The organism is Simplicispira sp. 125, assembly GCF_003096555.1.
In the GTDB taxonomy this organism is placed as follows: Bacteria; Pseudomonadota; Gammaproteobacteria; order Burkholderiales; family Burkholderiaceae_C; genus Simplicispira.
In genome coordinates this window covers 337,413-359,277 of record NZ_QEKM01000001.1, presented here as the reverse complement: position 1 = coordinate 359,277, position 21,865 = coordinate 337,413, and the positions used below count along the sequence as shown (strand labels likewise).

Annotated in this window: 21 protein-coding genes and 1 riboswitch; of the genes, 10 read left to right on the top strand and 11 right to left on the bottom strand. The window is 64.6% G+C overall.

What is annotated here, in order from left to right; genetic code table 11:
- Positions 1-3 precede the first annotated feature (3 nt).
- The 7 genes from C8D04_RS01710 to C8D04_RS01685 all read right to left on the bottom strand — a co-directional run bounded on the left by C8D04_RS01710 (position 4) and on the right by C8D04_RS01685 (position 6,965).
- Positions 4-789 (bottom strand): ABC transporter ATP-binding protein, encoded by a 786-nt coding sequence (locus C8D04_RS01710; protein ID WP_116003321.1) that lies wholly within the window; start codon positions 787-789, stop codon positions 4-6.
- Entirely contained in the window at positions 786-962 is a 177-nt protein-coding gene (locus C8D04_RS18615) for a hypothetical protein (protein WP_158550271.1), read from the bottom strand. The genes C8D04_RS01710 and C8D04_RS18615 overlap by 4 nt, the downstream gene beginning before the upstream one ends.
- Positions 959-2,065, bottom strand: a complete 1,107-nt coding sequence (locus C8D04_RS01705; RefSeq protein ID WP_116003320.1) for an iron ABC transporter permease — start codon at positions 2,063-2,065, stop codon at positions 959-961. Before C8D04_RS01705 ends, C8D04_RS18615 begins: the two co-directional genes overlap by 4 nt.
- Positions 2,062-2,970, bottom strand: coding sequence for a helical backbone metal receptor (locus C8D04_RS01700; protein WP_116003319.1), 909 nt, complete (start codon positions 2,968-2,970; stop codon positions 2,062-2,064). Before C8D04_RS01700 ends, C8D04_RS01705 begins: the two co-directional genes overlap by 4 nt.
- Complete coding sequence (locus tag C8D04_RS01695; RefSeq protein WP_116003318.1) at positions 2,967-3,554, bottom strand: bifunctional adenosylcobinamide kinase/adenosylcobinamide-phosphate guanylyltransferase; 588 nt, start codon at positions 3,552-3,554, stop codon at positions 2,967-2,969. Before C8D04_RS01695 ends, C8D04_RS01700 begins: the two co-directional genes overlap by 4 nt.
- Positions 3,551-4,897, bottom strand: a complete 1,347-nt coding sequence (locus tag C8D04_RS01690) for a cobyrinate a,c-diamide synthase (protein ID WP_116003317.1) — start codon at positions 4,895-4,897, stop codon at positions 3,551-3,553. The genes C8D04_RS01695 and C8D04_RS01690 overlap by 4 nt, the downstream gene beginning before the upstream one ends.
- A gap of 163 nt (positions 4,898-5,060) precedes the next feature.
- Complete coding sequence (locus C8D04_RS01685) at positions 5,061-6,965, bottom strand: TonB-dependent receptor (protein ID WP_116003316.1); 1,905 nt, start codon at positions 6,963-6,965, stop codon at positions 5,061-5,063.
- An 80-nt stretch (positions 6,966-7,045) separates the two neighbouring features.
- Positions 7,046-7,287, bottom strand: a riboswitch (cobalamin riboswitch).
- Between the two features lie 37 nt (positions 7,288-7,324).
- Between C8D04_RS01685 and C8D04_RS01680 the strand changes: the two genes are divergently transcribed.
- From C8D04_RS01680 to C8D04_RS01670, 3 genes are all read left to right on the top strand, one after another.
- On the top strand, positions 7,325-7,546 hold the full coding sequence (locus C8D04_RS01680) for a DUF904 domain-containing protein (protein WP_116003315.1): 222 nt from the start codon (positions 7,325-7,327) through the stop codon (positions 7,544-7,546).
- On the top strand, positions 7,543-7,890 hold the full coding sequence (locus C8D04_RS01675) for a cell division protein ZapA (RefSeq protein WP_116003314.1): 348 nt from the start codon (positions 7,543-7,545) through the stop codon (positions 7,888-7,890). Before C8D04_RS01680 ends, C8D04_RS01675 begins: the two co-directional genes overlap by 4 nt.
- A gap of 256 nt (positions 7,891-8,146) precedes the next feature.
- Positions 8,147-8,965 carry a sulfite exporter TauE/SafE family protein gene (locus C8D04_RS01670; protein ID WP_116003313.1) on the top strand — a complete coding sequence of 273 codons (819 nt, stop codon included), beginning with the start codon at positions 8,147-8,149 and terminating at the stop codon, positions 8,963-8,965.
- On the opposite strand, the gene C8D04_RS01665 is transcribed toward C8D04_RS01670, so the two are convergent.
- The 4 genes from C8D04_RS01665 to hemN all read right to left on the bottom strand — a co-directional run bounded on the left by C8D04_RS01665 (position 8,952) and on the right by hemN (position 14,948).
- Positions 8,952-11,396, bottom strand: coding sequence for an EAL domain-containing protein (locus tag C8D04_RS01665; protein WP_116003312.1), 2,445 nt, complete (start codon positions 11,394-11,396; stop codon positions 8,952-8,954). The two genes, C8D04_RS01670 and C8D04_RS01665, sit on opposite strands and share 14 nt — an antisense overlap.
- Positions 11,393-12,697, bottom strand: a complete 1,305-nt coding sequence (locus C8D04_RS01660; protein ID WP_116003311.1) for an HD domain-containing phosphohydrolase — start codon at positions 12,695-12,697, stop codon at positions 11,393-11,395. Before C8D04_RS01660 ends, C8D04_RS01665 begins: the two co-directional genes overlap by 4 nt.
- A 134-nt stretch (positions 12,698-12,831) precedes the next feature.
- Positions 12,832-13,560 carry a sulfite exporter TauE/SafE family protein gene (locus tag C8D04_RS01655; protein ID WP_116003310.1) on the bottom strand — a complete coding sequence of 243 codons (729 nt, stop codon included), beginning with the start codon at positions 13,558-13,560 and terminating at the stop codon, positions 12,832-12,834.
- Between the two features lie 5 nt (positions 13,561-13,565).
- A complete protein-coding gene (hemN, locus tag C8D04_RS01650; protein WP_116003309.1) occupies positions 13,566-14,948 on the bottom strand; it encodes an oxygen-independent coproporphyrinogen III oxidase in 1,383 nt (460 codons plus the stop codon).
- A gap of 220 nt (positions 14,949-15,168) precedes the next feature.
- Between hemN and fnr the strand changes: the two genes are divergently transcribed.
- The 7 genes from fnr to C8D04_RS01615 all read left to right on the top strand — a co-directional run bounded on the left by fnr (position 15,169) and on the right by C8D04_RS01615 (position 21,864).
- On the top strand, positions 15,169-15,891 hold the full coding sequence (gene fnr / locus C8D04_RS01645) for a fumarate/nitrate reduction transcriptional regulator Fnr (protein ID WP_116003308.1): 723 nt from the start codon (positions 15,169-15,171) through the stop codon (positions 15,889-15,891).
- Between the two features lie 163 nt (positions 15,892-16,054).
- The gene (locus C8D04_RS19170) at positions 16,055-16,372 is read left to right on the top strand and encodes an SWIB/MDM2 domain-containing protein (protein WP_116005950.1); all 318 of its coding nucleotides are present in this window, start codon (positions 16,055-16,057) and stop codon (positions 16,370-16,372) included.
- A 336-nt stretch (positions 16,373-16,708) separates the two neighbouring features.
- Complete coding sequence (locus C8D04_RS01635) at positions 16,709-18,829, top strand: TonB-dependent siderophore receptor (RefSeq protein WP_243405755.1); 2,121 nt, start codon at positions 16,709-16,711, stop codon at positions 18,827-18,829.
- A gap of 26 nt (positions 18,830-18,855) precedes the next feature.
- Complete coding sequence (locus C8D04_RS01630) at positions 18,856-19,545, top strand: Fe2+-dependent dioxygenase (protein WP_116003307.1); 690 nt, start codon at positions 18,856-18,858, stop codon at positions 19,543-19,545.
- A gap of 50 nt (positions 19,546-19,595) precedes the next feature.
- Positions 19,596-20,717 (top strand): alpha-hydroxy acid oxidase, encoded by a 1,122-nt coding sequence (locus tag C8D04_RS01625; RefSeq protein ID WP_116003306.1) that lies wholly within the window; start codon positions 19,596-19,598, stop codon positions 20,715-20,717.
- 91 nt (positions 20,718-20,808) lie between these two features.
- Positions 20,809-21,036: a (2Fe-2S)-binding protein gene (locus tag C8D04_RS01620; protein WP_116003305.1), complete on the top strand. Its 228-nt coding sequence runs from the start codon at positions 20,809-20,811 to the stop codon at positions 21,034-21,036.
- 141 nt (positions 21,037-21,177) lie between these two features.
- Positions 21,178-21,864, top strand: coding sequence for an energy transducer TonB (locus C8D04_RS01615; RefSeq protein ID WP_116003304.1), 687 nt, complete (start codon positions 21,178-21,180; stop codon positions 21,862-21,864).
- Position 21,865 lies beyond the last annotated feature (1 nt).

Genomic DNA, 21,865 nt, shown 5'->3' with positions numbered 1-21,865 from the left:
TCCTCAAGTAGCGAATGCAGGGGCGTGCAACCGGGGCAAGGCCAGCCACTGGTCCTGCACGCAGTGGATGGCGATGCGCTGGCCGAACACGGCTTCCAGCGCGCGGTGGGTGGCCGGATCGTGCGCGGCGCCGTGGTGCTGTAGGCGGCCGCCTTCCAGCACGGCCACGTCGTCGGCCTGCAGCGCCATCGACAGCTCGTGCAGCACGCTGACCACGGTGCGGCCCTCGGCCACCAGGCTGCGCACCAACAGCAGCCAGTCGGCCTGGTGCGGCGGGTCGAGGTTGGCCAGGGGCTCGTCCATCAGCAGCACCTGCGCGTTGACGGCCAGGGCGCGCGCCAGCAGCACGCGCTGGCGCTCGCCGCCCGAGAGCTGGCCCAGCGGCCGCTCGCGCCAGGCCCAGGCCTGCGTCTGGCGCAGCGCCGCTTCTGCCGCGGCGTGGTCGGCCAGGCTGGGCGGCTGCAGCCAGCCCTGGTGCGGCAAACGGCCCAGCAACGCCACGTCGAGCACCGTCAGGTCATCGGCCGCCGCTTCGTTCTGGCCCAGCCAGGCCATCTGGCGGGCGCGCTCACGGGCCGACCAATCGTGCAAGACGCGACCGAACAAGGCGACCTGCCCGCTCTGCGCCGGCAGCAGCCCAGCCAATACCTTGAGCAAGGTCGATTTGCCCGCGCCGTTGGGGCCGACGATGCTGGTCCAGCGCCCAGCCGCCAGCGGTAAGGTGATGCCGTGCAATATGGAGCTTTTTCCTATGCCAGCGCTTATTTCTCGGGCGTTGATAGCTATCATTTTTGCAATCCATTGCGCTGTGCGCCACCCGCGACATACGAAACCGGCACGGCCCAGGCCAGCGGCCCCCGCGCAAGGGCCGCCCCGCCGCGCTGGGGGCGTCCCCCTGCCCGCAGCGCGCAGCGCTGCGAGAGCGGGGGGAAGCGGCGCAGCCGCTCAGGGGGGTGTTTCACAATGTCCTTCGGTGCATCAGCCACAGCAAATAGCCGCCGCCGAGCACGGCAGTGAGCACGCCCACGGGCAGCTCCTGCGGCGCCAGCAGGCCGCGCGCCAGCAGGTCGGCGCCCGCCAGCAGCGCGCCGCCCATCAGACTGGACAACAGCATCAGCCGCCCGTGCGGCACCGGCACGGCGGCGCGCACCAGGTGCGGCGCGGCCAGGCCGACAAAGGCAATCAAACCGGTCTGCGCCACTGCGGTGCCCGTGGCCAGCGCCAGCACCGCCACCAGCACCGCGCGCAGCGGCGCCAGCCGCAGCCCCAGGCTGAGCGCAGTGGCTTCGCCCAGCGCCAGGCCATCGAGCCCGCGCGCCAGCAGCCAGGCCACCACCAGACACAGCCCCCAAACGACGGCCATCAGCAGGCACGACGTCCAGCCGACAAAGCCGGTGGAGCCCAGCAAAAACGCCTGCATGGCCTGCAGCGAATCGGGCGACAGCAGCAGGATGAGCGAGGTGAGCGCCCCCAGCACCACGCCCACGATGACGCCCGCCAGCAGCAGGCGCAGCGTGTGCTGCACGCCGCGCGCCAGCACCAGCGTCAGCAGCACCGCCAGCACCGCGCCCACGAAGGCCGCGCCCGTCAGCCCCAGGCGCACCAGCCAGTGGCCGGAATACACCGAAATGGTGACGGCGCTCTGCGCCCCGCCCAACATGCCGCCCGCCCCCCCCATCAGGGCCAGCGCCAGCGCCACGCCCAGCGAGGCGCCCGAGGCACTGCCCAGCAGATACGGGTCGGCCAGCGGGTTGCGAAACAGCCCCTGCGCCACCGCACCCGCCAGCCCGAGCAGCGCGCCTGCACACCAGGCGCCGAGCGTGCGCGGCAGGCGAATGTCCCAGACGATTTGCTGCGCCATGGCGTGCGCCGCGCTGTCGCCCTGCGGGTTCCACAGCGCGGGTAGGAGGTTTTCAAACCCGCTGCTGCCCACCGCCGTGCCCAGCACGAACAGGCACAGCGCCAGAGCGATGAGCACCAGCGCCAGCCAGCGGCCGCGCCGTGCGTGCACGGTGCTGGCGCAGGGGGGCAAGCGGATGGGCGGCAGGGGCATGACGGCGCTCATGGTCGCACTTCTTTGCGGGGCGCCTTGTCGGTGAGGCAGGTCGCCATCAGGCGCGCCGCTTCGGCCATGCGCGGGCCGGGGCGGATCAGCACGTCGGACTGCGCTGCGTCAAACCGGCACAGCCGGCCGTCCCGCAGCGCGCGCATCTGGCTCCAGCCGGGGCGCGCGGCCAGGCCCTCGGCGCTGCGCGCACCGACCATGATCAGGTCGGGGTCGGCGCGCACCACGAATTCGGGGTTGAGTTTGGGGAAAGGCCCGAGCGCTGCGGGAATGATGTTGCGGGCCCCCAGCCGTGCGAGCGTCTCACCAATAAAGGAGGACGGGCCTGCCGCGTACGGCCCGCTGTTGACTTCGAAATACACCCGCGTGCCGCGCACGGTGGGCGGCACCGACTGGGCAGCAGCCTGCACCCCCGCGTCAATGGTGCGCCAGACCCGCTGCGCATCCTGCACGCCCAGCACCTGGCCCACCTTGCCCAGCACGCGCTGCACGTCGGCATGGGTCTTGGGCTCCAGCGCCACCACGGTCACACCCAGCGATTCGAGCCGCGCCTGCGCGCGCGACGAGGTCGCCATCAGCACCACGTCGGGCCGCAGGGCGACGATGGCCTCGATGTTCGGGTCCAACCCGCCGCCCACCCCCTGCAGCGGCACCACACTGGCCGGCCAGTTGGAATAGCGGTCCACGCCCACCAGGCGCTCGCAGGCACCGAGCGCGCACACGGTCTCCGTCAGCGAGGGCAGCAGGCTGACGATGCGCTCGGGCGGGTGGGCCAGCGTGACGGTTCGGCCCCGATCGTCCACCACGCTGATGGGCGCAGCCTGCGCCAGCGTGGCCATGGCCAGCACCAGCACCAGCAAAATCGCCAGCACGATAAGAATGCGTTTGATGGGCGTGGGTTTCATGGGGTGTCCTTCAAGGTGAGCGGCAGGCCGGAGACCATCAGCGTGGCGCGCGCGCAGGCCTGCGCTGCCTGCTGGTTCAAAACGCCCAGTGCATCGACAAAGGCGCGCACCTGGCTTCCTAAGGGAATGACCCCCAGGCCGATCTCGTTGCCCACCAGAACAACGGGCCCAGGGGTTTTCGCCAACGCTTCAAAAAAGAGAGCTGCCTGCGCAGGCCAGTTGTGCGCTGGAGCCTCTTTTTGCATTAAATTTTCATCGAACCCAAACATCCAGTGGGTCAGCCACAGCGTCAGGCAATCGACAACGATGAGGGTGTCCGGCGCGCCGCGCTGCACCAAAACCCGAGCGAGGTCGCGCGGCTCCTCCAACGTCTGCATGCGCGGCACGCGCGCGGCGCGGTCGCTTTGGTGGCGGGCAATGCGCTGGCGCATTTCCTCGTCGTGCGCCTCTGCGGTAGCAATCAACAGCGCGCGGTGCGCGGGGCTGGCCGCCAGCCATTGGGCCGCCAGCGCCTCGGCGCGGCGCGATTTGCCGCTTTTCTGGCCACCCAGAATGAGCTCGCTGCGGGCCACGGAGAGGGTCATGCTGCGCCTCCGAGCAACTGCGCCACCGCCACGGGGTTCGAGGCAAACCAGGCGTGAAAGTAGCTGGCACGCAGGCTGCCCAGCGCATACACCGGCTCGCCATCGGCATCCGCCCCGCCAGGCCGGCTGCTGCGCGCCAGCACCGGGGCGCTGCAGTCGGCAGTGGAGTAATGAAAGCTGTGGCCGCGCAGCACCTGGCCCGCCAGGTTGACTTGTCGCGGCCCGAGCGATGCCAGGCGCGGCTGCATGGCGGCCTGGCCGGGCAACAGGCCCCACATCGCCTGCACGCTGCCGTCCTGCAGACGCAAGGATTCGAAAAGCGCCAGCATGCCCCCGCATTCCGCCCACAGGGGTTTGCCTGCGGCCAGGTGCGCGCGCAGGTCGTTCTGCAGGCCTTGGTTCGCCGCCAGTTGCGCAGCGTGCAGCTCGGGATAGCCGCCGGGCAGCCACACGGCATCGCAGGCTGGTAAGGCATCGCCTGCCAGCGGCGAGAAAAAGCGCACCTGGGCGCCGAGTTGCGTCAGGGTGTCGAGGTTGGCCGGGTAAATAAAGCTGAACGCGGCATCGCGCGCCACGGCCACAATACAGCCTGCCAGCAGCGGCGGCACGGGCTGCGGCGCAGGTGGCGCCGGAAAGTCCACCGCCCAGCGCTGCAAATTCGCCGCATCCATCTGCCCCAGGGGCGTCAACGCCAGCGCATCGGCGGCGGCGTCGAGCCGGTCCATCGCGTCGGGGAGTTCGTGCGCGGCCACCAGGCCCAGGTGGCGCTCGGGCAGCAGGGCGGCATTCTTGCCTGCGGGGGCGGCATGCGCCAGCGCCACACGCGGCAAGGCGCCCAGCCAGTCACCCGGCTCGCGCAGGCCGCGCTGCAGCATCTCGGCATGGCGCTCGCCCGCCACGCGGTTGGCCAGCACGCCCGCCCAGGGCAGGTCGGGCTGGTAGTGCTGCAGGCCATGTGCCAGCGCGCCAAAGGTGCCGGCCATGGCGGCAGCATCGACGACGGCCAGCACCGGCACGCCAAAGCGCCGCGCCAGGTCGGCGGCGCTGGGTTCGCCATCGAACAAGCCCATCACGCCTTCGATCAGCACCAGGTCGGCCTCCTGCGCGGCGGCGTGCAGGCGCGCGGCGCAATCCTCGGCGCCGTTGATCCACAAATCCAGCGAATGCACGGGCGCTCCGCTGGCGAGCTGGTGCCAGTGCGGGTCGAGAAAATCGGGCCCGCACTTGAACACGCGCACACGCCGCCCCTGGCGCGCATGCAGGCGCGCCAAGGCCGCCACCACCGTGGTTTTTCCCTGGCCCGAGGCCGGGGCCGCCACCAGCAGTGCGGGGCAACGCGTCATCACACAAACTCCTGGCGTTGGATAACACCCACAACGCTTGATCCTAGCCCGCACCAGGCGCGGGCCGCCGTGCAAGGGCCGCCCCGCCGCACCGGCGGCGTCCCCCTTCCCACGCGAAGCGTGAGAGAAGGGGGAAGGCGCGAAGCGCCACAGGGGGTTGAGCTCACAATGGCTCCCACTTCAGGCCGATGTAGAGTTGGCGCCCACCAGTCGCGTAGGTACCAGCCGTCTCGTAGTTTTTGTCCGCCGCGTTGTCGATGCGCGCCAGCAGCGTGTAGTCGCGGGCAAGGCGTGTGCTGGCATACAGGTTGAACAGCGTGTAGCCGCCGAGCACCTTGGTATTGGCCGCATTGTCAAAGCGGCGGCCCGAGGCCTGCATTTCGGCGCCCAGGGTCCAGCCGGAAAGCACTGTGTCGGCGCCCAGCGTGGCGTGGCGCTTGGCGCGCCGTGCCAACTGCTTGCCGGTGTCGCGGTCGTGCGGGTTCTGGAAGTCCACCGAACCACGCAGTTGCACGCCGGCGAGTTGGTAGGAACCTGCCAGCGTCACGCCGCTGTATTCGGCATTGCCGGTGTTGAGGTAGCAGCCAAACGGCTCCCCACAGGTGCCGCCTGCGGCAAAGTTGATCAGGTTGGCCACGCGGTTGCGGTACACCACCGCCGAGAAGGCGCTTGTGCCCTGCCCATAGCGCAGGCCCAGCTCAGCGTTGCGGCTGGTCTCGGGTTGCAGCGAGGCGTCGCCGTACTGGCTGAAGCGCTGGTACAGCGTGGGCGCACGAAATGCCGTGCCCGCCGATGCGGTGGCGCGCCAGCCCGGTGCAAAGGCGTAGCCGTAGGCCAGGCTGCCGGTGCCCTTGCCGCCGAATTCGCTGTCGCTGTCGTGGCGCAGGTTGGCTTGCACGCTGTGCGCGCCTGCGCTGAAACCGTAGCCCAGCGCCAGCGCGTCCTGCGAACGGCTGCGCGTGGTGCCACCCACCAGCGAGGCGTTTTCAAGCTGGTCCTCACGGCGCTCCAGCGCAGCGCTCAGACGGTGCGCGCCCAGACGCCAGTCGTTTTGCCACAGGTAGCCGCGCAACTGCGTTTGCGTGAGGTAGGGCGAGGGTGTAGTCTCGTAGCGGCTGAGCGACTCGTTCACCGAAACGCGCGTGCTGTAGGAGTCGCTCCACTGGGCGGCCCAGTGCGCGCCCGCCGTGTGCAGGCGGTTGAGGTTGCGATCGTCGTCGGGCGCCGTAGGCTTGTAAGTAAAGCCGTCGTAGCCTGAGTTGAGCCGACTCACGAGCAGGTTGGCGCCGATGCGGTGCTGCGCATTCACGCGGTAGCCCAGGCGCGCGGTGGCGCTGGTGCTGCGGTAGCCGTCATCGTCGGGGTTGTGCGCGCCGCTGGACTTGCTGTCAAAGCCGCTGCTGCGCGCATGGGCCAGGCCCAGCGCATAGTCCAGCGCGCCCTCGGGCCCGGTCGCGCCGCTCACGCCGGCCTCGACCTTGCGCGTACCCTGGTTGCCCAGGCCGATGCCGACATAGGGCGCCGCCGGGCCTTCACCCTTGCGGGTGAACAACTGGATGACACCGCCAATGGCGTCCGAGCCATACACCGCCGCGGCCGGGCCGCGCAACACCTCGATGCGTTCGATCTGCGAGAGCGGAATCTGCTCCCACACTGCGCCGCCAGTGGACTGCGAGTCGATGCGCACACCGTCGATATACACGGCTGTAAAGCGCTGCTCGGCACCGCGCACATACACGCTGCTGGCATTGCCCACGCCGCCGTTGCGCGTGATTTCGACGCCGGGCAGGCGCGCCAGCAGGTCGGCCACCCCGGTGGCGCCGCTGGACTCGATGGTCTCCCGGTCGACGATGGACACATCGGCCACCAGGTCAGACAAAGCTTGCTCGGTGCGCGTGGCCGTCACCACGGTTTCGGAGAGCTGCGGGGCGCGCAGGTTTTGCGCGAGAAGGATGGGAGCGGCAACCTCCTGAGCGTGCGCCGCATGGGCAGCGAAAAGCGACAGCGTAGCAAGGACAACAGGACGCAGCGACGCAATAGGGCGCACGTGGGGCAAATGATTTTTCATGGAAAACACAAGGTCTGCAAACAACCCGGGCCGGCTTCCCCGCCAGCGTATGGGTGATACGGCCACGCACGCCAGAAGGCGCACGCAACCACCGTGTTGGCCGGTATCCGGGCTGGCGGCGCGCCTTTCACGGCCTTCCCAGGCGCTTGTTCAAGGCGCCCAGTGGCACTGGGTGTGAAAGGTGAATCGAACGATTCGGCCGCTGACCGTTGCGGGGGCAGCGCAGGCTCGGGGGGCGCCGCGTGCGGCACGCTCCTCCCTGCTTCCCGTTGAACTGCAGCATGTGAACCACACTGCGAGCACCAACACCGTGGATTTTACGGCGCTTTGTGATGCAACTGCCTACAATCCAGGGCTGTATGGCCTCTTTGTCTCCTCTCGACCAGATTGCCGAGCGCGTAGAGCGCCTGCTGGTTCGCCACGAACAGCTGCAGCGCACCAACGAACTCATGGCTGAACAGGTGGCCGCACTCACCCAGGAGCGCGATTCGCTGCGCTCACGCCTGCAGGCCGCCCGCGCCCGGGTGGACTCCCTGATCGAGCGCCTGCCCACATCACCCGACCCCAAGGACTCCGAATGAAACAGCTGGAGGTGCAGATCATGCAGCAGAGCTATCTGCTTGGCTGCCCCGAAGGCCGTGAGTCGCGCCTACTGGAAGCGGTGGAGCGGGTGGACACCGCCATGCTGCGCATCCGCGATGCGGGCAAGGTGCGCGCACGCGAACGCATCGCCGTGCTGGCCGCGCTGAACATGGCGTTTGAGCTGGCCGACCGCGAGTCCGCCGACTTGGCCGCCGCCAGCGCCACCCCAGCAGCAGAAACCGTTGCACTGCCGGCCACAGACCCCCATGATGGCGATGATCGCCTGCGCGCCCTGGTGCAGCGCCTGGACGAAGCCCTGGGCAATGACGGCCGCCTGATCTGAACGCACAGCCCCCGTGCTGCGCCTACAATGCAATGGTCTGCGGTGCCGCCGGGCTTTATATTTCCTTGAACCAATGCTCATTGAGCACGGGCTTGGTACATCGCCCGGTGAGCGTGATCATCTCGCGTCAGATGAACCCAACGCCTGGCTGCCCTCGCCCACCTGAACCCCCGGTTCAGGATGAGGGTCCGGTGGCATTCGCAGACACCTCTTCTGCCCCGCTCCGGCGCACCCCGCCTTTTCTCCCCCGCGCCGCATGCTGCTCGACCCCCTTTTGATCGCTGAACTGGCTCTGCTGGGCCTGGGCACTGGTTTTCTCGCTGGGCTGCTGGGCATTGGCGGCGGCATGGTGCTGGTGCCCTTCCTGACCTATTTCCTCGGCCAACAGCAGGTGGCCCCGGGGCTGGCCGTGAAGATGGCCATTGCCACGTCCATGGCTACCATCGTTTTTACGTCCATTTCCAGCGTGCGCGCCCACCACCAGCGCGGCGCCGTGCGCTGGGACATTGCCCGGCGGCTGGCCCCCGGCATTGTGCTGGGCAGCATGGCCGCAAGCCTGGGCGTTTTCGCACTGCTCAAAGGCTCGGTGCTGGCCATCGTATTCGCCTGCTTTGTCAGTTTTTCGGCCTACCAGATGCTGCGCAACAAAAAGCCAGCGCCTACACGCCAAATGCCCGGCACAGCAGGGCAACTGGCGGCAGGCAGCAGCATCGGTTTTCTCTCGGGCATGGTGGGCGCTGGCGGGGGATTCGTCAGCGTGCCTTTCATGGTGTGGTGCAACATACCCATTCACAATGCCGTAGCCACCAGTGCTGCGCTGGGTTTTCCCATTGCTCTGGCCAATGCCGTCGGTTATGTGGTCAGCGGCCAGTCCGCCACCGGGCTGCCCCCAGCATCCCTGGGCTATGTGTGGCTACCCGCCCTGGTCACGATTGCGATGTTCAGTGTGCTCACAGCACCACTGGGCGCCCGCGCCGCACACCAGCTGCCCGTGGCGCAGCTCAAGCGGGTGTTTGCCGCCCTGCTGCTGGGGCTGGCGGTTTACATGCTCTGGAAGGGCCTTACGGCGGCGTGACCACGATGCCTGAGCCCGATGCTTGCCGGGCCAGCAAAGCCGCAAATTCCAGCGCCGGCAGTGCAGGCGAACACAGATAGCCCTGGTACTGGTCGCACTGCATTTGCTGCAGCGCTGCACGCTGGGCCAGTGTTTCCACCCCTTCGGCCACCACGCACAGACGCAAGGATCGGCCCAGGTACACGATGGCACTGACGATGGCGTGGTCGCCGTCATCATCGGGCAAGCCGCGCACAAAAGACTGGTCGACCTTGAGCTTGTGGATGGGCAGGTTTTTGAGGTAGGCAAGGCTCGAATAACCGGTTCCAAAATCGTCAATGGCCAGCGCCACGCCCAGGGCGGCCACCACCTCCAGCCGCTGGGCGGCTTCCTGGGCGTCCTGCAACAGGATGGATTCGGTCAACTCCAATTCCAGCAACTCGGCCGGCAACTCGTTTTCTCGCAGTACCCGGGTCAGGCGCTCGATGAAATCGGGCTGCCGCATTTCCAGTGCGGAGACATTCACCGACACCACGATGGGTGTGCCCGCCTGTTTCCAGCGCACGGCCTCCTGCACGGCCTGCTCCAGCACCCACGCCCCCAGGGGGACGATATAGCCTGTTTCCTCGGCCAACGGAATGAAAACGCCCGGCCCGACACAGCCCAGGTCCGGGTCCGTCCAGCGCAAAAGGGCCTCCGCACCAATGATGCGGCCTGAGGCCATATCCACCTGGGGCTGGTAGTGCACACTCATGCGCTGGTTCTCCAGAGCGTGGCGCATGGCGTGCTCCATCTGCATCCGTTCCAGCAGATTGGCATTCATTTGCGGCTGGTAAAAACCAAAACTGCCGCGCCCACGCTCCTTCACCCGGTACATGGCTGTGTCGGCCTGCTTGATCAGCTCGTCCAGAGACCGGCCGTCCTGGGGATACAGGGACACTCCGATGCTGCACTGGATGGAAAACCCCATGCCATCAAGTGTGAAAGGGTGGCGCATGACATCGAGCATGCGGCGCGCCACCTGCTCGGCGCCCGAAGCATCGCCTGCATGCAGGTACATGGCAAATTCATCACCACCAATGCGGCACAGCATGTCGGTCTGGCGCAGGCAGGTTTGCAAGCGTGTGGTGACCAACTGCAGCACCTTGTCACCAAAAAGATGGCCCAGAGAATCGTTGATGACCTTGAACCGATCGAGATCCAGGAACAGGATGGCGAAGCCCGTGCCGTCTGGCCGTGCCGCGCGGATGGCGGAGTCCACTTTTTGCGACAGCAAAAGCCGATTGGGTAGCCCGGTGAGGGCATCGCTGTAGGCAAGTTCGTCGATACGTTTCTGCGCGGCATGCTGCTGGGTCAGGTCACGCACGAAGCCAATGCTTTGCTCAATCCTACCCTCCTTGTCGCGCAGCACCACCCAGGAGAGATGGATCGCACAACCACTGTCGTCTTCGCGGGGCAGCCATAACTCGCCTTTCCACAGGCCTCCATGCTGCCACTCGGCCTGCACACCCTCCATGAACTGGCGGGCCGCGCCTACACCCAGAAAACCGACCACATCGCACCTTTGCAGGCTTTGGCTGGTGCGTCCAAAAAGCTGTTCGCAGGCTGGATTAAGTCGTACCAGGCGATGCTGGTCGTCGGCAATGAAAATTGGATAAGGGCTCGAATCAAACACCCTGGCCGCCAGGCGCAAGGCGGTTTGCGCCTGTACCTCCAGCGTGATGTCACGAAACGAATAGACCCGTCCCGTCACCCCGCCATGGCTCCACTGGGGCACGCTGCGCCGCTCCAAGAGCCGGCCACCCTGCAGTTCGATCACGTCCTGGCTCTGCCCCTGAGCGTCTGTGGCAATTGCTTCCAGCCGAGCCCGGTAGGTATCAGGATGCCGTACGCGCGAGGCCAGAAAGGCATGCACCTGGTCGTCATTGCGTTGCAGCAGCAGTTCTTGGGGCATGCCCCATATTTGTACCAGGCGCTGGTTGAAAGCCCGTACTTCCCCGTGCAGCCCGCAGACCAGCATGCCATCGGCAGCCGAATCCAGCGTGGCGCGCAACTCTGCCAGCAAGGTCTCCAGGTCGCGTTCGACCGCCTGGCGGGCGCTGCAATCGACCATGCTGACCAGCAGCAACACCCGGGCTCCCTCCGCACGGAACGGCACCACCTTGCGCTCGACCGGAACCAACTGGCCGTCGCCCCGCAGCAGGCTGGTCATGGAATGAATGCCCTGGGTCAGCACCTCTTCAGTGTCGGACCAGAAACACTGGTCTTCGGGGGTAGCCGCCAGACGCTCCACCGGCACGCCTATCAGGGCGGCTCTGGGCAAACCCACCAGCTGCGCGGCACGCTGGTTGGCAAAAACGATGGTGCGCGCGCATGCATCCACCAGCCAGACAGCTTCTTGCAATCCGTCAAACGCAGCTTGCCAGAGACTCTCTTGCGCGCCGCAGCTCACACCCGTTCCCCGACAGCAGCCTGGTCTACGGCTCTTTCGAAGAAGTAGCAAATGCGCTTGCGCGGCGACAAATATTCAAGTGACTCCCGGGGCAATTGCGAGGGACGAAGACTGCGACGAATACCCAGTTCAGGCATGCTTTCCAGATCCAGAATCAGTGCCTCGTCCCGGGGGACGCGGTCATCATGAACGATCACCCGGGGGCGCAAGGGCCGCGAGGAATTGACCGACACCACCATGGCATAGCGGTCATTGACCAGCTGCACCACCGAGCCCGGGGGATACACGCCCATCATTCGAATGAAGGTGCCCAGCACAACGGCATCGAAATACCCTTTTTGCTGCGCAAACATGACGGAGAGGGCTTCATGGGGCGTCAGGGCCGGGGTTGTGCGACCCGGGTTGCACAAACGCTCGTAGTGATTCACCAACGACAGGGTACGCCCCGCCTGGCACAACTCCTCGCCCTTGAGCCGCAGGGGGAAACCACTGCCATCGGCCATTTCATGGTGCTGCGCAATGGCCAGCAGCACGCCGCTGGACAAACCCATGCTTTGGCCCAGACGCACAGATTCACCCACATGGCTGCGGTAGCGGGCCTGCTCTGCCGGTGTCATCCCCTCCTGCGGGCCATTCACGGATTCTGGCAAGCGCATCTTGCCGATGTCATGCAACAACCCGGCCATACCCAGGTCCTGCATGCCCTCGGGCGACAGTCCTTGCGCCTTGCCCATCAGCAGACAAAGCACCATGACGTTGACCGGATGCAAGGCATTGCGCTCGCCCACGCCCTCGGACAGCAGACTGATCACGGATTCCGTGTTTTGCAGTAACTCCTGCACACAGTCGGTGACCAGCGCCTCGCTTTCAAGACGCGCCAGCATAGGCCCGCCCTCCACCTTCTCGACGAGCTTGCGGTAGTTGCGCGTGGCCGCCATGAACCGCTGGTCACAGGCGTCCAGCCGACGATGCTGCTCCAGCAACTGCAACCGCAACCGCAGGGCCGAATCTTCCTGCTCTGTCGCAGGGCTGGCCGACGCCGTGCCATTTTTTTGCTGGCGCTGATCAAGGGACGTCGCCGCCTTCTCTAGTAGCGCTGTAGCGGGGGCAGGATCGCTCTTGGCAGGAACGTAGCGGACTTCTGCAAGACCCAATCCGCGCAGAATCTCGATCTGGGACTCTGAGGCAATGCGGAAGCTGCTGACGGGAAAAGGATGGCTCATCCAGTTCAGTCCGAGCTGGATGTACATACCAATACGCAATTGGTCTATGGCGATAGGTATGGCGGTGTTGTCATCCATTGCAGAGGTGCGTCGCGGAAAAGGCCCGTGAAAGGAATGCGCGCCCCATTATCAAGCCATCTGGAGATACTTTTGCTGACATCGCCCCAATGGCGCTTTTGCGCCACAAAAGGACTGAGATAACGCGGTTTCTATTACTGACAGATCAGCGACGGCCGGTATACCAGGTCCATCCACAAGGCCCAGCAGGCCACAGCCATCAACAAGAAACCCGCAAACCGGGTCCCCCAACTGGCGCGCAGGACATTCATGCGTACACGCAAGTGCTGCCACAGCCACGGGCCAGCCAACAACCACAAGCCGCTACCCACGCCAAACAGCGCCATGCTCAGCGCTCCCTGCCACGCGCCACCACTCAGGGCCGCCACCAGCAAGGCCGAATACAGCAGCCCGCAAGGCATCAAGGCCCATAGAAATCCGGTGACAAACACGCCTCCCGGCGCCTGCACCAATGGCCGGACACGATTCCACACGCTGCGTCCTGCCTGCTCCACCCATGCCGGCTGGCGTGCCTGCAGCACCATCATCAGGCCCCAGGCGAGCACGGCCACATGCATGAACGTCCAGACCGGGCGCAACGCTGCCGTGTGTTGCGTCATCCACGCCAGACTCTGCATGGCCATGGCAGCCAACGCACCCACGGCCGCATAGCCTAATAATCGCCCGCTGTGGTATGCCACCAGTCTGCGGGCCAAACCGCCCGGGCGGGGCAGCCAATGCAGTGTATGTTCGGTCGCCTGGTCAGGCACCTGCGGCAGCGCCTGGCCGGTCACGACAGAGCACGGCGCGGCGCACATGGCAAGACAATGAGGCCCGCCTGCGAGCCCCATGAGCAACGCAGTCGAGGCCAAGGAAGCCAACATGGGGTTTAGATGATGCGGGAAAACCGCGCTCTGTTCTTGTCGGCTTGCAGATACCGGTCAAACACCATGGCAATGCCCCGCACAAAGTACCAACCCATTGCCGTCACTTCGATGCCCTCAGGACCCAGGACAACAAGGCCTTGCCCCTCCATCTCCTTCAACTGCTCCAACTCGGTGGCAAAGTAAGTGCGAAAGTCAATCAGCCAGGATTGCTCCATGGGTTCAAAAAGCAATTCTCCCTGGCACATCAAAGCCATGATGACGGCACGGCGCACCAGGTCGTCGCGCGTCAGCGCCAGGCCGCGTACCACCGGCAGGTGGCCCTGGTTGAGCCGATCGTAATAGTCGTCCAGGGTTTTGGCGTTCTGGCTATAGGTAGCGCCCACGCGGCCAATTGCAGAAACCCCCAGGGCAATCAGGTCGCAGTCGGGCTGCGTGCTGTAACCCTGGAAGTTGCGGTGCAGACGCCCCTGGCGCTTGGCGATGGCCAGCGCATCGTCCGGCAGTGCGAAATGGTCCATGCCCACATAAACATAGCCCGCTGCGCTGAATGCCTCCAGCGAACGCGACAGCATCGACACCTTGGCCGATGCCATGGGCAGGTCTGCCCACACAATGCGCCGTTGCGGCTTGAAGCGCTCGGGCAAATGGGCGTAGGCATACAGCGCAATGCGGTCGGGGCGCAACTCGGCTACCTGCGCCAGCGTGCGGTCGAATGAATCAGGGGTTTGCTTGGGCAAGCCGTAAATCAGGTCGACGTTGATGGAATCAAAGCCAATGGAGCGCGCCGACTCGACCAGGGAAAAAACCTGCTCCTTGGGCTGGATGCGGTGCACGGCTTTCTGCACTTCAGGGTCGAAATCCTGCACACCGAAGCTCAGGCGGTTGAATCCCAGTTCGTGCAGCAGGGCCAGCCGATCTGCATCCACGGTACGGGGGTCGACCTCGATCGAATACTCACCGCCGGGCACCAAAGTGAAATGGTTGCGCAGCATGCCCATGAGGTCACGCAGCCCCTCATCGGAGAGAAAGGTGGGCGTGCCGCCACCCAAGTGGATCTGGCTGACCACCTGGCCCACGCCGCAGTGCGCCGTGTGTAACTCAATCTCGCGGTTCAAATAGCGCAGATACACATCAGCACGATCATGGTGCTTGGTAATGATCTTGTTGCAGGCGCAGTAATAGCACAGCGACTCGCAAAACGGGATGTGAACGTACACCGACAAGGGCAAGGCCTTGCCCACGGCGCTTTGCCTGCGCTGCTGCAGGGCCAGCACGTATTCGTCCTCACCGAAGGCATCAACAAAGCGGTCAGCGGTGGGGTACGAGGTGTAACGGGGTCCCGATACATCAAACCGGGTGAGCAATTCAGGGGTTACAACAGTCATTTAGGTTCCTAGCTGGCTTTTCTAATGTGCCCCAGATTAGCGGCTCGAATCTTGATTTTGGTCAAGCACCTGTTGGAGCTACTGGCTCTGTTCTGGCAAAAATGCAGAATGGGTGATAATTTGACTTATGTCAGCCCCAACCCGCATCTCCATCGTCCCCGCATCCCATGCCGACGAGTCGTCGGGCGCTCTGTCTGAAACCGGACAGGTACCCGTTCACATGACACCCCAGGCGTTCAAGGTTGCGTGTTCGAACTGCAATTTGCGTGAATTGTGCATGCCGGTGGGTCTGAACGACGAACAACTCAAGCGCATTGACGATGTCGTGGCGGTACGGCGAAAGATCAAGCGTGGCACCACGCTGTTCCGCAATGGCGAACAGTTCACCTCGCTGTTTGCCATCCGCACAGGCTTCTTCAAGACCTGCGTAGCGACCGAGGACGGGCGCGACCAGGTCACAGGCTTTCAAATGGCCGGCGAGATCATCGGCCTGGACGGCATCGTCAACGACCACCATACCTGCGATGCAGTGGCCCTCGAAGACGCCGAAGTCTGCGTCATGCCCTTCGACCGCATTGAAGAACTGTCGCGCGAAGTCAACGCCCTGCAGCACCACGTGCACAAAATCATGAGCCGCGAGATCGTGCGTGAGCACGGCGTCATGTTGCTGCTGGGCAGCATGCGCGCTGAAGAGCGATTGGCCGCCTTTTTGCTCAACCTGGTGCAGCGCCTGCATGCACGCGGGTTCTCGCAGTCAGAGTTGGTGCTGCGCATGACGCGCGAAGAAATCGGCAGCTACCTGGGCCTGAAACTTGAGACCGTGAGCCGCACTTTCTCAAAATTTGTGGAAGAAGGCATTGTCGAGGTCAAGCAGCGCCATGTGCGTATTTTGAGCCCCGATGCCCTCAAACGCATCGTCAATAGCCAGCAAGCCTGTCACTAGCGCGCCCACAAAAGCGCCGCCATCGCAATGCTGCAACATGGCGAAGCAAAAAAACCCTGAACCCGCTTGGAAAGCCGATTTTTTACCAGTAGCATTCCGTATGCCAGTGGAAAAGCAGGTTTTCGCTGGTGCATTGACCCATCCCAACAAGGAAATTCCCAACATGGCAACTGCAAAAAAAGCCCCGGCCACACCAGCCGCTGCTGCCAAGACCGCTGCTCCCGCCAAGAAGCGCACCCCTAACGCCGCGTTCATGAAAGCCCTGACGCCCAGCCCCGCCCTGGCGGCTGTCGTGGGTGCAGCACCGCTGCCACGCACCGAGGTCATCAGCAAGCTGTGGGTCTACATCAAGGCCAACAACCTGCAGGACGCCGCCAACAAACGCATGATCAATGCCGATGCCAAGCTCAAGGAAATCTTTGGCAAACCCCAGGTGTCCATGTTCGAAATGGCCGGCCTGATTGGCAAGCACGTGAAATAACGAGCGACTGCGCTCCCCAAAGCCGGCTTTGCCGGCTTTTTTTCGTCTGTTTGATCTGATCCTGTGGCGAAAATACATCAACACGAATGATAATGACTATCGTTTGATTTAACATCCTTGTGCGCGATACCCGCACAGCCACGCCTTTGCCAGCCACTGCCTAGCGCTCCACCTTGGCGACACCTTCTGCGGTGTCCATTGCATTTCCAACCAACGGAGGCCACTTTGGCAAAGAAACCCACGCAGCAGCGTTCCGCAACGCTTTTGCACAACGCATATTCCCCTGCTGCTGAAAAGGCCCTGATTCCGCTGGGCGCACTGATGCTCGCAGCGTCCATGAGCAGTTGGGCCCAAACCACCGATAACGCGGCCACCCTGTCCACGGTGACCGTGAAAGACACGGCGGAGATCCAGAGCAAGGACACCGTGCGGGTGAAGAAAACTACCGTGGGCAAGGGAAATCAGGACATCCGCGACATCCCGCAATCGGTCACCGTATTCACCGAAAAGTTGATGAACGACCGCAACCAGGATGACTTCCGCGAAGTGCTGCGCACCACGGCGGGCGTGACCTTCCAGTCCGGCGAAACGGGTGAAGAAGACGTGCGCCTGCGCGGGTTCTCGCTCGGCCAGGCGGGGGACATCTACACCGATGGCATGAAGGATGCTCCACTGTACGAACGCGACACCTTCAACCTCGACCGCGTCGAAGTGCTCAAGGGCTCGGCCTCCATGTTGTTTGGCAAGGGCTCGACCGGCGGCGTGGTCAACCAGGTCAACAAGGCGCCTTTGCTGATCGACCAGCACGAAGTCTCGTACACCCTGGGCACCGGCAAGGAAAACCGCCTCACCGGTGACTTCAACTTCAAGACCGGCGAGAACGCCGCACTGCGCCTCAACGCCCTGGTACACGACTCCGACAACGACGGTGCCAAGCAGGACAAGCGCGGCATAGCGCCGACGTTTGCCTGGGGGATCGGCACGCGCGATGAGTTTTCTATCGGCCTGTACGCCTTGGATGTCAAAGGCCGCCCCAGCTACAACAGCCCGTGGATCAACGACAACGGCAAGATCGTGCCCACACTTCCGGCAAAAAACTACTACGGCCTGGCCAGCGACCACCTCAACACCTCGTCGCAGTACGTCACGCTGGGCCACATTCACCGCTTTGGCGACGGTGGCGAGCTGCAGACGCGCCTGCGCCACGGCAAGTATGAGCGCGACCTGCTGGCCAGCGTAATCCGCTTTGGCACGCCCATCACCGCTCTCGACCAGATCAACGCCAGCACGCCGCTGACGCGCACCTCCAAAGGCCGCATCGGCGACAGCACGATGACGCAGCTGCAAAGCGACTACACCCACTCGTTCAATTGGGGTGGCAAGAAGCACGACATCCTGGCCGGCGTGGATTACTACCACGACGACGCCAACCGCAACTCGAGCTATGCCAACGCAGCGGGCAATTCGTCGGCCACCAACGGCCTGGGCACGACCGTGGGCACGCCCAACAACGGAGCCTGGGCACCCGATATGCGCGCTCCGGTGGCCTATAACACCTTCAAGGCACAGAATATTGGCCTGTACCTGCAAGACACGATGTCGCTGAACTCGACCATCAAGCTGGTCGGCGGCCTGCGCTACGACCAGTTCAAGGCCTCGTACCGCAACGCGAACGGCTCTTTGAGCGATGAAACCTCGGACGGCTTGTGGAGCCCCCGTGTGGGCGTGCTGTTCCAACCCGATGAACTGGCGTCTTACTACGTGTCGTACGGCTCCTCGTTCAACACCTCGGCCGACACCTACCAATTCGGCAGTGTGAACGCCAATACCGGTTCACTGGCCGACACACCGCCCGAAAAAAGCCGCAACTTTGAGATCGGCGGCAAGTGGGAACTGTTCGAGCGCCGCGCCCTGCTGGGCGTGGCCGCTTTCTACAGCGAAAAATTCAACGAGCGCAACACCGACCCCGACAACCCTGGTTACCTGCTCTCGGGCAAGCGCCACGCCACCGGCATGGAGTTCAACCTGGCGGGTCGCATTTCGCCGAAGTGGGAGATCTTCTGGAACCACACCTGGATTCCCAGCGCAAAAATCGACAAAAGCACTACGGTGCTCGCCGCCAACGGCGGTGGCGCACAGGTGCAGGGCGATCGCCCGGGCCTGACGCCCAAGCACAGCGGCAGCCTCTGGAGCACCTACGCGGTGACGCCCAAAGTGCGCGTAGGCGGCGGCCTGACCTACCGTGGCGCACAAAACCCCGAAGGCTCGCGCGCCATGGAGGCCAGCAGCTTTGTCACGGCCGATGCGATGGTCGAATACAGCTTTGATGACAAAACCTCCCTCAAGCTGAACGTCCAGAACCTGACCAACAAGCTCTATGCCGATGCGCTGTACCGCGGCTTCTACGCCCCTGGCGCCCCGCGCTCGGTGCAACTGGTGCTCAAGACGCGCTTCTAAGTCCCTGCCTGCCTGCTGCATCCACCATGTTCCTGCATCTCAAAAACATTCTCACCCCCCAAGAGGTCGCCACTGCCCGCAGCCTGCTCGGCGACGATGCTCCTTGGGTGGATGGACGCAGCAGCGCAGGGGCGCAGGCCCTGGCGCACAAGCGCAACGAGCAACTCGCGCAGGACAGCACCCAGACGCAGCAACTGCGCGCCCTGGTGCTGTCTGCATTGCAGCGCGATGCCGTGTTCTTTTCTGCCGCGCTGCCCAAAAAAATATTCAACCCGCTGTTCAACCGCTACCGCGGCGAAAGCAACTTCTACGGCGCCCATGTGGACGGTGCCGTACTGCGCTCCAAGGTACCCGACCAATGGGTACGCAGCGACATTTCCTGCACCCTGTTCCTCACCGACCCGCAGGACTACGACGGCGGCGAGCTGCTCATCCAGCACCCGCAGGGCGAGCGCGTCGTGCGGCTGCCTGCAGGCGACATGGTGCTCTACCCCAGCTCCACGGTGCACCAGGTCACGCCCGTCACGCGGGGTGCCCGCGTAGCCAGCTTTTTCTGGATCGAAAGCATGGTGCGCTCGACCGAGCAACGCCAGTTGCTGTTCGACATGGACATGGATTTGCTCAAGCTGCGCAGCGCCATCGGCGAGAGCGCGCCCGCCGTCGTCGGGCTGACGGGCACCTACCACAACCTGCTGCGCATGTGGGCTGATGCCTGACTTAAAAACAATAGCTGCTTGCGCTTGATGGTATTGCCCTAGAGGCCATTTTGACTAAAACTTTTTCACTGCAGCGCCAGCCTATTCCAGAAGACACCGTGGCCCTGGCCGACTACGCGCAGCATGCACGCCAGCGCCTGGACGATCCCGCCTGGGCCTATTTCAGCGGCGGCGCTGCGGACGAAATCACACTGCGCGCCAACCGCAGCGCCTGGGACGGGCTCACCCTGCAGCCGCGCATACTGCGCTCTCTTGCCGGCGGCCACACCCGCACCACCCTGCTGGGGCGCACGCTGGCCCACCCCATTTTGTTGGCCCCGGTGGCCTACCAGCGGCTGGCCCACCCCGACGGAGAACGGGCCAGCGCCTATGCGGCCGCTGCGCTGGGTGCAGGCATGGTGCTCAGCACCCAGGCCAGCACGCCGCTGGAAGAAGTGGCCCAGGTCTTTCTGGACGACCCGGCGCGTGGCCCGCTGTGGTTTCAGCTCTACCTGCAGCACGACCGGGGCTTCACCCGCGCGCTGGTGCAGCGCGCAGAGGCCGCAGGCTACGAAGCCCTGGTGCTCACAGTAGACGCCCCCACCAGCGGTGCACGCGACCGCGAACGCCGCGCAGGCTTTCACCTGCCACCCGGCATTGCAGCGGTGAACCTGGCCGGGCTGGCTCCGCCGCCCCCTCAGCCGCAAACCACGGACGGTACCCACCTGCTGTGCCAGGGCCTCGTCGAGCACGCCCCCACCTGGGACGATGTGCAGTGGCTGCAATCACAGACGCGCCTGCCGGTGCTGCTCAAGGGCGTGCTGCACCCCCAGGATGCGCTGCAGGCGGCCGCCCTGGGCGTGGCTGGTCTGATCGTTTCCAACCACGGCGGCCGTACGCTTGACACGGCACCTGCCTCGGCCCATGCACTGGCGCGGATTGCCGATGCCCTGCAAGGCGCTCTACCGCTGCTGGTCGATGGCGGCATCCACCGCGGCACCGATGTGCTCAAGGCCCTGGCACTGGGCGCAACGGCCGTGCTGCTGGGCCGCCCCGCCATCTACGGGTTGGCCACCGCCGGCGCCACCGGTGTCGCCCATGTGTTGCGCCTGCTCTGCGACGAACTGGAAATGGCCATGGCCCTGACCGGCTGCGCCACGCCCGCGCATGCCAGCCGCGCCCTGCTCGAATAACCTGTGTTTATCCATCCCAAAGATCCACACATATTGCTAATGCGATGGATTCGCATTTATAATTTCATCACTTTATCCACCACTGACTGCCATGATCGTCTGTGTCTGCCGCCGGGTCTCTGACCGTGAAATCGCTCGCCACGTTCGTGCGGGCATGGGCTTTGACGAAATCCAGTTTGAACTGGGCGTGGCCACCCAGTGCGGCCAGTGCGAAGGCTGCGCACGCGATGTGGTGGCCCAGTGCCAAAGCAGCCACCCGGTTGCTGCATTGCACAATACAGCCGCATGCACACCGTCAACCTGCGCCTGTGCAGGTTGAGCCGCCATGGAGCTTTTCACTACACTGCTGATCTGCCTGCTGCTGGTAGTGGGTTCCCTGGGCTGGATTTTGCGCCGTTAAAAAACGCCTCATTTCTGCCGTGGTGCAGGCCTGTACTGCGCTGACTGCTATTCATTTTTTATGTCAACCTACGATCGATTCGAGCAACCCGGAGGGCTGAGTCGCACCGCTGTCATCGCCATCGGCGTGGTATTGCTGCATGTGGCTGGCCTGTGGGCCCTGCAAACCGGCCTGCTGCGCCGCGCCGTGGAAGTGGTCGTTCCCGTCGAGTTGTTGAGCGAGTTCATCACCCCGCCCGCGCCCAAGGTGGCACCGCCCCCGCCCCCCGCGCCCCCGCCGGTGCAGCCCGCGCCCAAAATTCAAAAGCCCCGCCCAGCCCCCATGCCCATGGCGGTGCCCGACCCCACGCCTGCGCCCAACGCCCCCCTGGGCGTGACGACACCACAGCCACCCGCGCCGCCCATCGAGGCGCCTGTGGAAGTGGCGGCACCACCGGCGCCCCCTGCCCCACCGGCCCCCGCGCGCATCGAACTGCCATCGAGCAACGCCGCCTACCTGCAGAACCCGGCGCCCAGCTACCCGGCCATCAGCAAACGCATGGGCGAACAGGGCAAGGTCATGCTGCGCGTACTCATTGGTACCGATGGTCTGCCGCAAAAGGTGGAGGTCCAGAAATCCAGCGGTTTCGACCGCCTCGACCGCCAGGCCCAGGACACCGTCAGGCGCTGGCGCTTCGTGCCCGGCAAGCGCAACGGCGTGGCCGAAGCCATGTGGTACCAGGTGCCCATCAATTTTGTTCTCGAATAAT

Coding starts and splice junctions, on each gene's coding strand:
- fnr (WP_116003308.1), top strand. CDS start 15,169: ATGACACCCCAGGCGTTCAAGGTTGCGTGTTCGAACTGCAATTTGCGT.
- C8D04_RS01635 (WP_243405755.1), top strand. CDS start 16,709: ATGAGCAGTTGGGCCCAAACCACCGATAACGCGGCCACCCTGTCCACG.
- C8D04_RS01655 (WP_116003310.1), bottom strand. CDS start 13,560: ATGTTGGCTTCCTTGGCCTCGACTGCGTTGCTCATGGGGCTCGCAGGC.
- hemN (WP_116003309.1), bottom strand. CDS start 14,948: ATGACTGTTGTAACCCCTGAATTGCTCACCCGGTTTGATGTATCGGGA.
- C8D04_RS01620 (WP_116003305.1), top strand. CDS start 20,809: ATGATCGTCTGTGTCTGCCGCCGGGTCTCTGACCGTGAAATCGCTCGC.
- C8D04_RS01695 (WP_116003318.1), bottom strand. CDS start 3,554: ATGACCCTCTCCGTGGCCCGCAGCGAGCTCATTCTGGGTGGCCAGAAA.
- C8D04_RS01680 (WP_116003315.1), top strand. CDS start 7,325: ATGGCCTCTTTGTCTCCTCTCGACCAGATTGCCGAGCGCGTAGAGCGC.
- C8D04_RS01660 (WP_116003311.1), bottom strand. CDS start 12,697: ATGGATGACAACACCGCCATACCTATCGCCATAGACCAATTGCGTATT.
- C8D04_RS19170 (WP_116005950.1), top strand. CDS start 16,055: ATGGCAACTGCAAAAAAAGCCCCGGCCACACCAGCCGCTGCTGCCAAG.
- C8D04_RS01685 (WP_116003316.1), bottom strand. CDS start 6,965: ATGAAAAATCATTTGCCCCACGTGCGCCCTATTGCGTCGCTGCGTCCT.
- C8D04_RS01690 (WP_116003317.1), bottom strand. CDS start 4,897: ATGACGCGTTGCCCCGCACTGCTGGTGGCGGCCCCGGCCTCGGGCCAG.
- C8D04_RS01705 (WP_116003320.1), bottom strand. CDS start 2,065: ATGAGCGCCGTCATGCCCCTGCCGCCCATCCGCTTGCCCCCCTGCGCC.
- C8D04_RS01630 (WP_116003307.1), top strand. CDS start 18,856: ATGTTCCTGCATCTCAAAAACATTCTCACCCCCCAAGAGGTCGCCACT.
- C8D04_RS01710 (WP_116003321.1), bottom strand. CDS start 789: ATGATAGCTATCAACGCCCGAGAAATAAGCGCTGGCATAGGAAAAAGC.
- C8D04_RS01670 (WP_116003313.1), top strand. CDS start 8,147: ATGCTGCTCGACCCCCTTTTGATCGCTGAACTGGCTCTGCTGGGCCTG.
- C8D04_RS01700 (WP_116003319.1), bottom strand. CDS start 2,970: ATGAAACCCACGCCCATCAAACGCATTCTTATCGTGCTGGCGATTTTG.
- C8D04_RS01615 (WP_116003304.1), top strand. CDS start 21,178: ATGTCAACCTACGATCGATTCGAGCAACCCGGAGGGCTGAGTCGCACC.
- C8D04_RS01675 (WP_116003314.1), top strand. CDS start 7,543: ATGAAACAGCTGGAGGTGCAGATCATGCAGCAGAGCTATCTGCTTGGC.